Below are 13,708 nucleotides of genomic sequence, written 5' to 3' on the forward strand. Positions count from 1 at the left end.
ACTCATGAATCCCATCGTCCGTCGCTATGGCCTGCTGATCATCGCCGGCCTGCTGAGCATTCTTTCCATCGTGGTGCTGCACCAGGCACGGACCCAGGACGGCTCGCCGGCCGAGCTTGACGCCGCCCGCCTGACCAGCAGCCGGCTGCTGACGCTGGCCGTCGCCGGCGATCCGGCGGCGCATGGCGGCACGCCGGATTTCGCCGCGCTCGCCGCCGCCGTGCCGGCGGCCGACAGCGCGCTCAAGCAGCTCGCAGCCAGCGGCCAGACCTCGCCGTCGCTGAGCGACAGCTGGACGGCGCTGCAGACCAGCGCCGCCGCCATCGTCGCCAGCCAGGCCGCGCAGGAAAAAGCCCAGGCCTCGGCGCAGCGCATCAGCGAGGCGGTGCCCGCCCTGATCGCCGGCTACCAGCAGATCGCCGACCGGCTGGCGCAGCGCAACGCGCCATCCGGGCAGATCTACATCGCCGCCGGCCAGCTGGTGCGTCTGGAGCGCCTCGCCGGCGCCGCCGCCAAGGCCGCCAGCGCCGATGGCGCGCAGGCCGCGACGGCGCTGCTCGACCAGGAAGCCAAGGCCTTCAGCCAGGCCAATCAGGCGCTAGCTGAACCAGAAAACGGCAGCGGCATGCTCCGCGACGCCAGCGTCGAGAGCACCGCCAAGAAAGCCGCCAACGACTTCGCCGCGGTGCAGGAATCGGTGGCGGCGCTGGTCGAGGTGGCCCCCGCCCTCGAGGGGCTGGCCGCGCAGCTGACCGGCTTCAAGACCCAGACCCAGCAGGCACTCACCGCCGCCCAGGAGATCGAACAGAAGCTGAGCGGCGCCCTGCCGGCCAGCAGCCACAGCAACACCCTGCCGCTGGTGGGCCTGCTGCTCGGCGCGCTGGCGCTGGTGCTGATCGCCGCCTACATCCTGGTGACGGTGCGCGAAACCCGCGCCAACGAGGAAAAAGTGCGCGAGCAGGACGCCATCCGCCAGGGCGCCATCCTCAACCTGCTGGATGAAATCACCAACCTCGCCAATGGTGACCTCACCGGCGAGCTGACGGTGACCGAGGACTTCACCGGCAACATCGCCGACTCCTTGAACTACACCGTGCAGACGCTGCGTGGACTGGTCGGCACCATCAACCGCACCTCGGTGGAAATCGCCGCCGCCGCCTCCGGCACTGCCGACAGCGCCAAGCGCATGAGCGAAAGCTCGGAAGGCCAGGCCCGCGAGGTGGTGCAGGCCACCCGCGCCATCAACAACGCCAGCCGCTCGCTGGAAGACGTCGCCGGCCGCGCCGAAAAACTGGCCGAACAGGCCAAGGCCTCGGTGGACGTGGCGCACAACGGCGCCGCCACCGTGGGTCGCACCATCCAGGGCATGAGCACCCTGCGCGAGCAGATCCAGGACACCGCCAAGCGCATCAAGCGCCTGGGCGAGTCCTCGCAGGAAATCGGCAACATCATCGAGTTCATCAACGACATCGCCGAGCAGACCAACACCCTGGCGCTCAACGCCTCGATCCAGGCCGCCATGGCCGGCGAGGCCGGACGCGGCTTCGCGGTGGTCGCCGACGAAGTGCAGCGGCTGGCCGAACGCGCCGGCTCGGCAACCCGCCAGATCGAATCGCTGGTGAAGACCATCCAGGCCGACACCCAGGAGGCGGTGACCTCGATGGAGCGCTCCACCGCCAACGTGGTCGGCGGTGCGAAGTCGGCGGAAGAAGCCGGCCTCGCCCTGACCCGCATCGAGGCGACCTCGCAGGATCTCGCCAAGCTGATCCAGGAGATCGCCGGCGCCGCCCGCGGCCAGTCGGCGGAAACCACGCGGCTGGCCGACACCATGCAGGGCATTCGTCAGGTCGCCGTGGAGACTTCCAGCACCGCCCAGCAGACCGCCGAGGCGGTCGGCGAGCTCAACGTACTGTCGGAAAAGCTGCGCGAGTCGGTGGCCGGCTTCAAGCTGCCGACCGACCTCAGCTATTGAGCAGACTTGGGTTTTGGCTCTGAATCAGCCCGCGGCGACGCGGGCTTTTTCTTTTCCTCGTCGACGGACTTGGCGGCGTCCACCGGCATGGGCAGGCTGAGGTAGGGCGCCAGCGGTGCCGTCCCGCTCTGGTAGACGCGGCCCATGGGCTGCGCGCCCACCGGCGGCAGCCTGAGGCTGTTGCTGTCGAAGTTGCCGGCACCGGGATTGCCGAAGTAGCCCTGGTTGGGGTCGCCGAACAGCCCGGCCTGGCGATCACCGTAGCGATCGGGCGGCACCGCGCTGGGCTGGGCCTGGACGGCGAGCGTCGCCAGCAGAGCGGCAAGTCCGGCAACGGCTGGCAGATTTCGGGGCAGCGGCGTACTCGAACTCACGTTGACGGGCCTGGGCAAAAGGAAGCACTCGAAAGGATAGCGCCAACGCGATCCGCTCGGTCAGCCGGTAAAACCTCCCGCTCGCTTGCCGCCCCTGCGTCTGGGGACTATCCTGCGCGCCTCTTTTACCCCGCGAGCGGGCAAATTTTGCTCATCGCAGATTCGCTTTTTTCTTCCGCCACGTAAGGTGCTCAATGTCTTTCCAGGCCGATCTCGAAAAGCTGCTCGGACTCAAAACCGTTACCTACAAGTACAACTTAAGCAAGACCGAGTTGTTCCACGAGGCCATCGCCAACGACAAGGGCCGCATCGCTCGCGGCGGTCCGAGCAATGTCCAGAAGGCCTACCCCACCATCCTCGGGGACAAGGGTCCGCTGGTGTTCTACACCGACCCGGATTGCACCGGCCGCCGCACCAAGGACACCTACGCGGTGGCTTGGCCGGAAGTCGTGGACGATATCTGGTTCAAGGGTGACCTCAGCAAGTACGACCCGGCCAAGTACGAAGGCCTGCTCAAGCGCCTGGTGCAGTTCCTCAACGACAAGCAGGCCACCCTGTACGTCAAAGACGTGTTCATGGGCTCCGACCCCGACTTCGCGGTGCCCTACCGCTTCGTCGGCGAGTACGCCACCCATGCCGCCTTCGCCGACAACATGTTCCCCAAGGACCTGCCCGGCGTGAAGGATGTCGATGCCCGCCGCTGGACCATGCTCAACGTGCCCAGCTTCGTCTGCGAGCCGGAGCGTGACGGTTGCCGTTCGGAAGCCGCGATCATCCTCGACGTGCGCAACAAGCTGTGCATCGTCGCCGGTCGCGCCGACTACTGCGGCACGGTGAAGAAGACCATCTTCACGGTCGGCAACTTCCTGCTGCCCAAGGAAGGCCGCCTGTCCATGCACTGCTCGGCCAACGTCGGCGAAAAGGGCGACGGCGCGATCCTGTTCGGCCTCTCCGGCACCGGCAAGACCACGCTGTCGGCCGACGCCAGCCGCAAGCTGATCGGCGACGACGAGACCATCTGGTCCGACAACGGCCTGTGCAACCTCGAAGGCGGCTGCTACGCCAAGCTGATCAACCTCGACAAGGACGCCGAGCCGGTGATCGCCGAGGCCCTGTCCAAGGCCGGCTGCATCATCGAGAACGTGCCGCCGCTGCCGGGCAAGAAGATCGAGGAATGCCACCCCGACGAGCTCGACCTCAACGACGGTTCGCTGGCCGAGAACACCCGCCTGTCCTACCCGCTGGAAGTCATCCCCAATGTGATGCCCAACGGCCGGGGTCCGCACCCGCAGACCATCGTGCTGCTCACCGCCGATGCCTTCGGCGTGCTGCCGCCGGTGGCGATCCTCGAGCCCGAGGATGTGATGTACCACTTCGTCTCCGGCTTCACCGCTCGCGTCGCCGGCACCGAAGTCGGCATCACCGAACCGCAGCCGACCTTCTCGGCCTGCTTCGGCGGCCCGTTCATGAGCCACAAGCCCAACGTCTACGCCGAGCTGCTGGCGAAGAAGATGAAGGAGCACAAGGCCCGCTGCATCCTGCTCAACACCGGCTGGTCGGGTGGCCACTACGGCGTCGGCAAGCGCATGAGCATCAAGCTCACCCGCGCCCTGCTCAACGCCGCGCTCAATGGCGATCTCGACAATGTGCCGACCGAGAAGCTGGAGATTCTCAACCTCACCATCCCCACCGCCTGCCCGGGCATCCCGGATGCGACGGTGCTGAACCCGCGCAACACCTGGGCCGACAAGGCTGCCTACGATCACACCGCCACCAAGCTGCGTGACATGTTCCGGCACAACTTCGAAGCCAAGGGCTTTGCCGCCTTCGGCATCCAGCCGCGCATTTAATCGGCAAAAGCAGTACCGAAACGGCCACCCTCGCGGTGGCCGTTTTTGTTTCCGCCCTCGTGACCGGCGTCGGCTGACCTTGCAGTTCGAGCAGTGAGGGCGGCGGCTGCGCCGCTTGTGAGGGCGCCTACCTCGCTGCGCTGGTCGGCTGTGAGGTCGCGCTGCTGAGTAGCGCTGTCGGGGAAAAGCAGAGGCGCAGGCGCGAGGAAGAGCTGTCGATGGTCCCTCACAGGGCCAGCGAAGCTGCCCGCCCTCACAGCGGGGAGCGCAGCGATCCCGCGCCCTCACAGGCGGCGCAGCCGCCGCCCTCACGGCTAAACTGCGCAGCTAAGCCAGGAGCCCCTCATGAACGTCGAACGCCTTTTCTGCATCGGCAAGAACTACGCAGAGCATGTCGCCGAGCTGGCCCACCTGGGCCATGCGCCAGACGGCGAGTGCGTAGTGTTCATGAAGCCGGCCTCGGCCATCGTCCCCGAGGGCGAGCCCATCGTGCTGCCGCGTGGCAAGGGCAGCATCCATCACGAGGCCGAACTGGTGGTGCTGCTCACCGGTGGCGGCCGTGACATTCCGGTGGAGGAGGCGCTGGACTATGTCGCCGGCCTCACGCTCGGCCTGGACCTCACCCTGCGCGACCTGCAAACCCAGCTCAAGAACAAGGGCAAGCCCTGGGAGCTGGCCAAGGCCTTCGACGGCGCCGCGCCGCTGGGCGACTTCAAGCCCTTTCTGGAGCAGGATCTCCAGGCGCTGCAGTTCAGCCTGCACGTCAACGGCCAGCTGCGCCAGCACGGCCAGACCAAGGACATGCTCTACAGCGTAGCCCGACAGATCCACATCCTCTCGCAGACCTGGGCGCTGCAACCGGGTGACGCCATCTACACCGGGACACCGTCCGGCGTCGCCGCCCTAGAGCCGGGCGACGAGGTGGTGCTGTCCAGCCCGCAGATCGGCCGCTTCAGCTGGCGTTGTGCCTGAGGCCGGTCAACCGAATTCGGCGTAGCCCGTTGGTAGGCCTGCTCGGGAACAAGAACATCCGTAAAACGCCCCGATACGAAACGACCGACCCAGGCGCTAGCGCCGGAGTCTTGGGAGTGCGCTTGGAGATCCAGAAGATACTGGAGGAGAAAATGGCCCCGGAGATCCCGGGGCTTATTTTTTGTGGCTCGCCTACAGTGCGCGCATGAACTCCAGCCCTGCCCAGGCGACGCTCGCCGCCCTGCTCGAAACCGACCCCGATACCAAGTGCACCCTGGTCGCCAGCCTGAGCCAGGCGGCCGCCACCGAGCTGGGCGGCCTGGCGGGAATTCCAGGCCGCCCAGCCCGGCCGACGCTGGTCAGCCCGCGCGAGGTGCCGGTGCGCGGTCTGGGCAGCGTCGAGGGCCGCGCCGCGCTCTGCCATGCGGTGGCGCACATCGAGTTCAACGCCATCAACCTCGCGCTCGACGCCTGCCTGCGCTTCGCCAACCTGCCGGCGGACTACTACGCCGACTGGCTCAGCGTCGCCCAGGACGAGGCCAGGCACTTTCTGCTGATGCGCGGCCGCCTGCGCGAGCTGGGCTACGACTATGGCGACTTCAGCGCCCACAACGGGCTCTGGGAAGCCGCCGAGAAGACCTCGCATGACGTGCTGGTGCGCATGGCCTGCGTGCCGCGGGTTCTGGAGGCGCGCGGCCTCGACGTCACCCCGGGAATGATCCACCGGCTGCGCGAGCTGCGGGATGCCGAGACCATCGCGGTGCTGGAAGTGATCCTCGCCGAGGAAGTGCGGCATGTGGAGATCGGCAGCCGCTGGTTCCGCTGGTGCTGCGCCCAGCGTGACCTGGAGCCGGTCGCCACCTTCCGCCGGCTGCTGCGGGAACAGGGCATCGTACTGCGACCACCGTTCAACACCGAAGCGCGCCTGCGGGCCGGCTTTGTGCCCGCGGAGCTGCTGTAACTCAGGGCCTGCGCCGGTTGCCCGATGCCGGCGGGCTCGGCCAGAATCCCCGGCGGCGCCACGTCCAGATGGCGCCCATCACATAACAGCTCACAAGGGAGTCACTCATGTTTCCGCAACGCCTCAGCGTCCTGCTGGCGGCGGCCTGCTGCGCGACCAGCGCCGCGGCCGGTCCGTTCCTGGCCGCTACTGCCACCGCCACTAGCTCCGAGTACGAGGACGTCAACAACGGCTACGGTTACGTCGCTTCTGTTGGCTATCAGCTCGACAATTTCCCTCTGTTCCTGGAAGCCGAGTACTACGACAGCGGCGATCTCGATATCGACGACGGCTTCGGTATGGTCGGTGGCCGCCTGCAATACCAGGGCGGTCTGGTCTACCTCGGCGCCTCGGGCAAGCTCAGCGGCAACTCCCGGGTCTGGCTGAAGGCGGGCTATTACCAGTTTGACGGCAAGCTGCGCGCCGACAGCATCAATGGCGTCCCGCTCTCGACCACCGAAGAGATCAACGGCTACTCGCTGGGCGTGGGCATCGACTGGCTGCTGAACCGCTCGTTCGGCCTGCGTGCGGAAATCGAGACGCCGATGGACGTGAAGTCGATCCCCGGACTGCCGGGGGACGAATCCGGTCAGCTTTCGGTCATCCGTCTGGGCTTCGTCTGGCGCCCGGACTTCAGCTCCCCCACCTACGAAGCACCGCCGCCGCCAGTGGGCGCGGTGCTCCCGGCCACGGCGGCCAGCACCCAGGTGGCCGATACCTATGCCCCTGGTCAGAAGCTGTTGGCTCGCCCCGGCAGCCTGCTGCGTGCCAACCCCGACAGCAACTCGCCGACGGTACAGGTGCTCTCGCCCTCGCCGCTGCTGACGCTGGAGGCCAGCCTGGTCAATGCCACCGGCCAGTGGTGGTTCGTGCAAAGCGACATCGAGCGCGGCTGGCTGCGCGCCGAAGAGCTGATCAAGCCCTGATCGGTTTCCGGCGGGGCCGCGATGCGGGTGTTTACACCTGGCTGCGGCCGCGCTGGAACTGCGGCTCCAACTGCGTAGCCAGCGCCAGCAGTCGGCCTTCCTCGCCGTGCGGCGCGACGAACTGGGCGCCGATCGGCAGACCGGCCTCGCTCAAGCCCATCGGCAGGCTCATCGACGGCGTGCCGGTGAGGTTGGAGAGCTGGGTGAACGGCGTCCAGCGCAAGTTTTCGCGCGCCATGCGCTCCACCGCGCCGGTCTTCAGCAGCGCCTTGCCCAGGCCTAGGGCGAGGATCGGCTTCAGGCTGGCGCGCTGCCAGGCCGGCGTCGCCAGTTCGCCGATCTTCGGCGCCGGAAAAGCGGTGGCGGGGATCAGGTACAGGTCGTGGCGCTGGAAATAGGCGCCCAGGGCGCGCGCGTAGTCGTTCCAGCGCCAGCGTTCGCTCACGTAGTCGCCGGCGCTCAGGCCACGACCGAGCAGCGCCAGTGCGCGGGTGTCCAGCTCAAAGTCCTCGTCACGCGCGCCCAGCGCCTTGGCGGCGGCGACATTGGCGGCGGTCTGGCCGAAGTACATGGTGATGAAGCTCTTGGCCAGCGCCAGGCCGTCGATCAGCGGCTCGGCGGCCTCGACGTGGTGGCCCAGGCCTTCCAGGGTCTTGGCGGTCTCGTGGATCACCCGCACCACGTCCGGGTGCACGTCCTGCCCGATCGGCGAACGGGTGGAGAAGCCGATGCGTAGCCGCCCCGGTTCTCGCCGTGCCAGCTCCGCGAACGGCAGCGACGGCGGCGGAATTCGGAATGGATCGCCCACCATCGGCCCGCTCAGCACGTCGAGCATGGCGGCGGAATCGCGCACGCTGCGGCTCAGCACATGCTCGCTGGAGGCGCCGTCCCAGAACTCCCCGAACGCCGGTCCGCAGGGATTGCGGCCGCGCGAGGGGCGCAGGCCGAACAGGCCGGTGTAGGCGGCCGGGATGCGGATACTGCCGCCGCCGTCGCTGGCGCCGGCCATCGGCACCACGCCGGCCGCCACCACTGCCGCCGCGCCACCCGAGGAGCCGCCGGGGCTGTGCGCGGGGTTGATCGGATTGCGGGTGGGCGCGAAGCCTTCCGGCTCGGTATAGCCCTTGAGCGCGAACTCCGGCGTCGCGGTCTTGCCGAAGATCACCAGGCCGGCACGGCGCACCCGCTGCACGTACTCGCTGTCCTGCGCCACCGGCCTGGTGATCAGAAAGCGGTTGCCGGCGCCGGTGGGCAGGCCGGCGATGTCCTGCGCGATGTCCTTGACCAGGAAGGGCACGCCGGCGAACGGCCCGATCAGCGGCCCACCGGCGGCCGAGCGGCCGGCGGCGTCCAGGCGCTGGTGGATGGCATGCAGCGTCGGCTCGGTGGCCTCGGCGCGGGCGATGGCGGTGTCCAGTAGTTCGCCGGGGCTGACCTCCCGCTTGCGCACCAGTTCGGCAAGGCCCAGGGCGTCGTACTGCGCGTATTCCTTCATGGTCACGGCTCGGCAAGCTGAAGAATTTGGAACTTGCCACTAGAGTAACCAGCAAAGCCGCAGTGCAGGGAGGAGAACACCCATGAGCACGCAGACCATCGTCACCGGCAGCGGCATTCCCGCCACCGCGCCCGCCTGGGCGGCGGGCATGCGCCGGCTCACCAACTATCTGGTCCACGACTGCGGTGGCGGCCCGCGGCCCTGGAAGTTCGCCTGGGTGATCAACTTCCAGAAGGCCGGCACCTTCGTCTTTCTCGGCCTGCTGATGTGGTTCTATGCCGACAAGACCCCGGCCGCGACCAGCCCCGCCGCCTGGATCTACCTGGCCCTGCATGGCAGCTACGGCCTGGTGTGGATCCTCAAGGATCTCGCCTTCCCCGACCCCAACTGGCAGAGCCGCATCACCATCCTCGGCGGCGTCAACGCCATGCTGGCGGTGCTGGGGCAGTACTGGGTATTCGGCTGGCTCCTGATCTCCGGCACCGCGCAGCCGAATTACCCGCTGGCGGAGCCGCAGTGGTTCGCGCTCTGCATCAGCCTCTGCATCCTCGGCTGCGTGATCATGATCGCCGCCGATGCCCAGAAATACTTCACCCTGCGTCTGCGGCGTGGCCTGATCACCGACGGCATGCACCGCTATGTGCGCCACCCCAACTACCTGGGCGAGATGATGATCTACGGCAGCTTCGCCCTGATGGTCTGGCACTGGTATCCAGTGCTGGTGCTGGCCTGGGTGTGGCTGGGCCTGTTCGCAGTGAACATGCGCCTCAAGGAAGCCAGCATGAGCCGCTACCCGGAATGGGCGGCGTACAGAAAGCGGAGCTGGTGGCTGCTACCCTTCGTGTTCTGAACCAACTCCCCGCCATCGCCGAAACCCCGCGCCTGCGCCTGCGCCAACTGCGCCTCGACGACGCCGCCTTCATCCTGCGTCTGGTCAACGAACCGAGCTGGCTGCGCTACATCGGCGACAAGCAGGTGCGCTCTCTGGATGATGCCCGCGACTACCTCCGCGAGGGCCCGCTGGCGATGTATGCCCGCGAGGGCTTCGGGCTCTGGTTGCTGGAGCGCCTGGAAGACGGCCTGCCGCTGGGCATGTGCGGCCTGATCAAGCGCGACAGCCTGCCCGACCCGGACTTGGGCTTTGCCCTGCTGCCGGAGTACGAGGGCCAGGGCTATGCCCGCGAGGCGGCGGAGGCGACGCTGGCGCAGGCGCGCACGCGCTACCGACTGGCCAGGGTGCTGGCGATCACCTCGCTGAAAAACCCGCGCTCCATCGGCCTGCTGCAACGCCTGGGCTTCGCCTACCTGCGTCAGCTCGAACTGGGCACGGCCACCGCGCCCAATCCGGTGCGGCTGTTCTGCCGGGAGTTCTAGCCTCGGCATCCGGGGCGACAACACCCCGGACGCCGAGGCGAACCATCAGGCGGCGGCGGGCTTCAACCGCTGCGCAAGCCTCGTGGCATTGCGCGCCGCCAGGGCGTAGATCGACAACTGCGGATTGGCGCCGATGCTGGTCGGGAACAGCGAGCCGTCGATGATCGAGAGGTTGCGCAACTGGTGGTGGCTGCCTTCGCTGTTGACCACCGACTGCTTGGCGTCCTCGCCCATCGCGCAGCCACCCATGATGTGGGCGGTGCCGAGCGCGAGCTTGAACTTCTTGTAGGCGAGGTTCTCGATCTGGCTCTTGGCCTCGCTCCAGCTCGGGCTCCAACTGGCGTCGAGATGCGCGGCCATCACCTGGCTGGCGCCACCGGCGAACTGCGCCTCGGCCATCCGCAGCAGCGCGTTCTTGAAACCACGGAACAGGTAGTCGCTGACCTCGTAGTCGAGCACCGGATTGCCGGCCTCGTCGATCCGCACCTCGCCACCCGGGCTGTCTTCGTGGAAGCCGTCGCGCATCAGCGCCAGCATGACGTTGAACTGCGGCATCTGCGCGATGTTCTGGCTCAGCTCCTGGCCACTGCGGCCGAACAGCGCGGCGATCAGCGCCGGGTAGACCGGCGGCACTTCCATCTTGAAGCCGGGTGCGAAGTCGAACTGGCCGCTCCACTGGAAATGGTCGCTGGCCACCGACTGCGGCGCGCCGTACCAGCCATCGACGCGCTCCGGCATCAGGGCGTAGGTGAACACCACCGGGTGGATGCAGGTGCGCTTGCCGACGCGGCCGTGCGGGTCGGGCGCGCCGGAGCGCAGTAGCAGCGCCGGGTTGTTGATGGCGCCGCCGGCCAGCACCACATGCTTGGCACGCACGCTCACGCTCACGCCGCTGGGCTGGTTGCAGGCGGCGTCGAGCGCCACCGCTTCCAGGCCGGTCACCTGGTCGCCAGTGATCTGGAGTTTGCGCACGCTCAGGTGGTGCACCAGGGTCGCGCCCTTGGCGAGCGCGGCGGGGATGGTCGCCACCAGCATCGACTGCTTGGCGTTGACCGGGCAGCCGAAGCCGCAGTAGCCGGAGTTCCAGCAGCCGCGGACGTTGCGCGGGATCACATGCCATTCCCAGCCCAGCTTTTCGCAGCCCTTCTGCAACACCGCGTTGTTGGCATTCGGCGGCACACCCCAGGGCGCGATGCCGAGACGCTCGCTGCGCTCGTCGAACCAGGGCTTGGCCTCGTCCACGCTCCAGCCCTTGACGCCATGCGCCTCGGCCCAGTGCTTGAGGGTTTCCGGCGGAGTGCGGAAGCTGGAAGTCCAGTTGACCGTGGTGGTGCCGCCCACCGAGCGACCCTGCAAGACCGTGATGGCGCCGTCGGAGGTGGTGCGTCCGCTGCCCTCCTGGTACAGCTCGGCGTAGGCGCGCGCCTCGTTCATGTCCTTGAAGCTGGCCGAGGTCTTGAGCGGACCTTCCTCGATCAGCAGCACCTTGAAGCCGGCGTTGGCGAGAATCTCGGCGCTGGTGCCGCCGCCAGCGCCGGTGCCGACGATGACGATGTCGGCCTCCAGCGTGGTCGGCGCGGTGAAGGTGGAGGCGTCGCGCACGTCCCAGCCGGAAGCGATGCCGTCGGTGTAGATGTCGTTGATGGCCACGGGGCGTCCTTTCAGGAATTCAGTGCGGAATACATCGGCGCCCAGGGGCCGGGATAGCCAACCGTTTTCAGACCCTCCGGCAGCGCGATCCAGTTGCCGACCACCAGCTTGTTGAGCGCCCGGTAGCCGCCGTTGAACAGACCGATGGAGCTGTTGCACCAGCGCTTGAGGAAGGCCTCGATCTGCGCCGGCTCGGCCTCGGCCCAGGGCTTGGAGACGCCGGCGGCGAGGCGCCGGGTCAGGCCGGTGTTGAGCAGGTCGAACAGCTGGTAGAGCATCTTCTGGGTCGGCGCCTGCAGGCGCGCGCCGGTGCCGTCGATGGCCTTGAGCAGCTGCTGCAGATGCTCGGCGCGCCCCGCCTGCGGCAGGCTGTCGGCCAGCACCACCGGCGCGATGGCAGTGAACAGCGCGGCGTCACCGGCCCGCAGAAAGGCATAGCCGGCGGCCGGCGCCTCGTGCTTGGCGCAGCCGGCAAGGCCGGCGGTGAAGGCACCGGCGCCGAGCAAGGCGGCACTGCCGGCGGACAATTTCAGGAAGTCACGGCGGCCGAACGCGGTCGGCCCTGCTGCTGGGGTCATGAGGTCTCCTCAACCTGGCATGCTGTTTTTTGAGCAGCGCCTTTGTAAGCGGAATTGAACGACTGATCAACTGCGCCCGAAACGTCAGTCGGGTGCGCGGGCTGGGCTCGGTGTCGGTGGCCGCTCGCCACCACCCTGCCCCGACCACGCGCGCGGGTTGAGCCAGCGCGCGAATCGCGCCGACCGCGCTAACGGCCGACAAACACCGGCGGCCGGCGCTCGCTGAAGGCGCGCACCGCCTCCTTGGAATCCTCGCTCTGCATGATCGGCACCAACTCCGGCAGCATCGCCGCCAGGCCGGCGAGATCGCCCTGGCTGCGCGCCAGCCGCGCCAGCCGCAGGCTGGCCTGCACGCCCAGCGGCGCCTGGCGGGCGATGATCTCGGCCTGGGCGATGGCGCGCTCCAGCACCTGTTCGGCGGGGGCCAGTTCCTGCACCAGGCCGATGCGGTAGGCCTCCTCGCCAGAAAATTCCTGGCCGCCGAGCAGGATCTTCATCGCATGGCCCCAGCCCACCTCGCGCGCCAGCCGCACGGTGGCGCCACCGCAGGCGTAGAAGCCGCGCTGCACTTCCAGCTGGCCGAAACGCGCATCCGGCGCGGCGATGCGCACGTCAGCCGCCAGCATCAGTTCCACCGCCACCGTGAAGCTCACCCCGCGCGCCGCCACCACCACCGGCTTGCGACAGCGCCGGGCCTCGTCAATGCCAAAGGGCTCGATGCCGCCTTCGGGCACGATCGGCCACTGGCCACCGGCGAAGATCGGCGCCCACTGCGGCAGGTCGAGGCCGGCGGTGAAGTGCTCGCCATGGCCGAACAGCACGCCGCAGCGCAGCTCCGGATCGCGGTCCAGTTCGGCGTAGGCGAGGCACAGCGCCTTGTAGAGATCGACATCCATGGCGTTGCGCTTGGCGGGGCGGTTGAAGCCCATCAGCAACAGATGGCCCTGACGTTCGACGGTGAGCTTGGTTTCGTTCATGGACTGGTGACTCCGTAGCGAAATGAGGTTTCAGACCAGCGCAGCCTCGTCGGCCACGCGGTGCAGCAGAAAGGGCAAGGCCAGGCCCCGCAGACCAGGACGGTCGATGGTCATCAGGCCAAGCAGGCAATCAGAGCGCAGTTGACGGAACTCGTCGGCGACGCCGCGCAGCAGCAGCGGCGCATTGGCCGGGTACTCCGAGGCCAGCACCGGCCTGCCGTCCAGGCGAGAGGGGCGCGCCTGCTGCCGCATCGGCACCAGCCCCCGCACCCGTCCGCCGCGCAACACCAGATTGAGCCCCTGCCCTTCGGCATCGAAACGCTTGCCGCGCCAGCCATAGAGGGGCGACAAGCGCATGCCCAGTGGCGCCAGCCTACGCAGCCAGCCCGGGCCGACGAACTCCGCGCGCCAGCACCCGGCCAGGGCGGCCGGCGGCGGCAGGCGCGCGAACAGCGCCTGCGCGCTGCGGATGCCGGACAGGGCCGGCTCGGTACTGGCGTCCAGCTTGGTCATTGGGGCTCTCCTCCCAGCCCGATTCTG

Annotated in this window: 13 protein-coding genes; 7 read left to right on the forward strand and 6 right to left on the reverse strand. The window is 68.1% G+C overall.

Going from position 1 to position 13,708, the window contains the following annotated elements:
- Window positions 1-4: 4 nt before the first annotated feature.
- Window positions 5-1,972, forward strand: a complete 1,968-nt coding sequence (locus AC3WT6_RS10225; RefSeq protein WP_492653472.1) for a methyl-accepting chemotaxis protein — start codon at window positions 5-7, stop codon at window positions 1,970-1,972.
- Here AC3WT6_RS10225 and AC3WT6_RS10230 read toward each other — a convergent pair.
- A complete protein-coding gene (locus AC3WT6_RS10230; protein WP_492653473.1) occupies window positions 1,966-2,346 on the reverse strand; it encodes a hypothetical protein in 381 nt (126 codons plus the stop codon). The two genes, AC3WT6_RS10225 and AC3WT6_RS10230, sit on opposite strands and share 7 nt — an antisense overlap.
- 194 nt (window positions 2,347-2,540) lie before the next feature.
- Here AC3WT6_RS10230 and AC3WT6_RS10235 point away from each other — a divergent pair, with 194 nt between their 5' ends.
- From AC3WT6_RS10235 to AC3WT6_RS10250, 4 genes are all read left to right on the forward strand, one after another.
- Window positions 2,541-4,196: a phosphoenolpyruvate carboxykinase (ATP) gene (locus AC3WT6_RS10235; RefSeq protein WP_492653474.1), complete on the forward strand. Its 1,656-nt coding sequence runs from the start codon at window positions 2,541-2,543 to the stop codon at window positions 4,194-4,196.
- Between the two features lie 345 nt (window positions 4,197-4,541).
- Window positions 4,542-5,168: a fumarylacetoacetate hydrolase family protein gene (locus AC3WT6_RS10240; protein ID WP_492653475.1), complete on the forward strand. Its 627-nt coding sequence runs from the start codon at window positions 4,542-4,544 to the stop codon at window positions 5,166-5,168.
- Window positions 5,169-5,373: 205 nt separating this feature from the next.
- Entirely contained in the window at window positions 5,374-6,129 is a 756-nt protein-coding gene (locus AC3WT6_RS10245; RefSeq protein ID WP_492653476.1) for a ferritin-like domain-containing protein, read from the forward strand.
- Window positions 6,130-6,236: 107 nt separating this feature from the next.
- The gene (locus AC3WT6_RS10250; protein ID WP_492653477.1) at window positions 6,237-7,094 is read left to right on the forward strand and encodes an outer membrane protein; all 858 of its coding nucleotides are present in this window, start codon (window positions 6,237-6,239) and stop codon (window positions 7,092-7,094) included.
- 31 nt (window positions 7,095-7,125) lie between these two features.
- On the opposite strand, the gene AC3WT6_RS10255 is transcribed toward AC3WT6_RS10250, so the two are convergent.
- Window positions 7,126-8,589 carry an amidase gene (locus AC3WT6_RS10255; protein ID WP_492653478.1) on the reverse strand — a complete coding sequence of 488 codons (1,464 nt, stop codon included), beginning with the start codon at window positions 8,587-8,589 and terminating at the stop codon, window positions 7,126-7,128.
- Window positions 8,590-8,671: 82 nt separating this feature from the next.
- Between AC3WT6_RS10255 and AC3WT6_RS10260 the strand changes: the two genes are divergently transcribed.
- Both AC3WT6_RS10260 and AC3WT6_RS10265 read left to right on the forward strand, forming a co-directional pair.
- Entirely contained in the window at window positions 8,672-9,439 is a 768-nt protein-coding gene (locus AC3WT6_RS10260; protein WP_492653479.1) for a methyltransferase family protein, read from the forward strand.
- Complete coding sequence (locus AC3WT6_RS10265; RefSeq protein ID WP_492653480.1) at window positions 9,415-9,963, forward strand: GNAT family N-acetyltransferase; 549 nt, start codon at window positions 9,415-9,417, stop codon at window positions 9,961-9,963. Before AC3WT6_RS10260 ends, AC3WT6_RS10265 begins: the two co-directional genes overlap by 25 nt.
- Before the next feature lie 45 nt (window positions 9,964-10,008).
- Here AC3WT6_RS10265 and AC3WT6_RS10270 read toward each other — a convergent pair whose 3' ends face one another.
- The 4 genes from AC3WT6_RS10270 to AC3WT6_RS10285 all read right to left on the reverse strand — a co-directional run bounded on the left by AC3WT6_RS10270 (window position 10,009) and on the right by AC3WT6_RS10285 (window position 13,681).
- Window positions 10,009-11,613 (reverse strand): GMC family oxidoreductase, encoded by a 1,605-nt coding sequence (locus AC3WT6_RS10270; protein ID WP_492653481.1) that lies wholly within the window; start codon window positions 11,611-11,613, stop codon window positions 10,009-10,011.
- A gap of 11 nt (window positions 11,614-11,624) precedes the next feature.
- Entirely contained in the window at window positions 11,625-12,191 is a 567-nt protein-coding gene (locus tag AC3WT6_RS10275; protein WP_492653482.1) for a twin-arginine translocation pathway signal protein, read from the reverse strand.
- A 188-nt stretch (window positions 12,192-12,379) separates the two neighbouring features.
- Window positions 12,380-13,168 (reverse strand): crotonase/enoyl-CoA hydratase family protein, encoded by a 789-nt coding sequence (locus AC3WT6_RS10280; RefSeq protein WP_492653483.1) that lies wholly within the window; start codon window positions 13,166-13,168, stop codon window positions 12,380-12,382.
- A gap of 30 nt (window positions 13,169-13,198) precedes the next feature.
- Complete coding sequence (locus AC3WT6_RS10285; protein ID WP_492653484.1) at window positions 13,199-13,681, reverse strand: hypothetical protein; 483 nt, start codon at window positions 13,679-13,681, stop codon at window positions 13,199-13,201.
- Window positions 13,682-13,708 lie beyond the last annotated feature (27 nt).

Source organism: Stagnimonas sp. FW305-C-60, from assembly GCF_058782965.1.

Coding starts and splice junctions, on each gene's coding strand:
- AC3WT6_RS10260 (WP_492653479.1), top strand. CDS start 8,672: ATGAGCACGCAGACCATCGTCACCGGCAGCGGCATTCCCGCCACCGCG.
- AC3WT6_RS10225 (WP_492653472.1), top strand. CDS start 5: ATGAATCCCATCGTCCGTCGCTATGGCCTGCTGATCATCGCCGGCCTG.
- AC3WT6_RS10280 (WP_492653483.1), bottom strand. CDS start 13,168: ATGAACGAAACCAAGCTCACCGTCGAACGTCAGGGCCATCTGTTGCTG.
- AC3WT6_RS10285 (WP_492653484.1), bottom strand. CDS start 13,681: ATGACCAAGCTGGACGCCAGTACCGAGCCGGCCCTGTCCGGCATCCGC.
- AC3WT6_RS10255 (WP_492653478.1), bottom strand. CDS start 8,589: ATGAAGGAATACGCGCAGTACGACGCCCTGGGCCTTGCCGAACTGGTG.
- AC3WT6_RS10240 (WP_492653475.1), top strand. CDS start 4,542: ATGAACGTCGAACGCCTTTTCTGCATCGGCAAGAACTACGCAGAGCAT.
- AC3WT6_RS10275 (WP_492653482.1), bottom strand. CDS start 12,191: ATGACCCCAGCAGCAGGGCCGACCGCGTTCGGCCGCCGTGACTTCCTG.
- AC3WT6_RS10235 (WP_492653474.1), top strand. CDS start 2,541: ATGTCTTTCCAGGCCGATCTCGAAAAGCTGCTCGGACTCAAAACCGTT.
- AC3WT6_RS10245 (WP_492653476.1), top strand. CDS start 5,374: ATGAACTCCAGCCCTGCCCAGGCGACGCTCGCCGCCCTGCTCGAAACC.
- AC3WT6_RS10250 (WP_492653477.1), top strand. CDS start 6,237: ATGTTTCCGCAACGCCTCAGCGTCCTGCTGGCGGCGGCCTGCTGCGCG.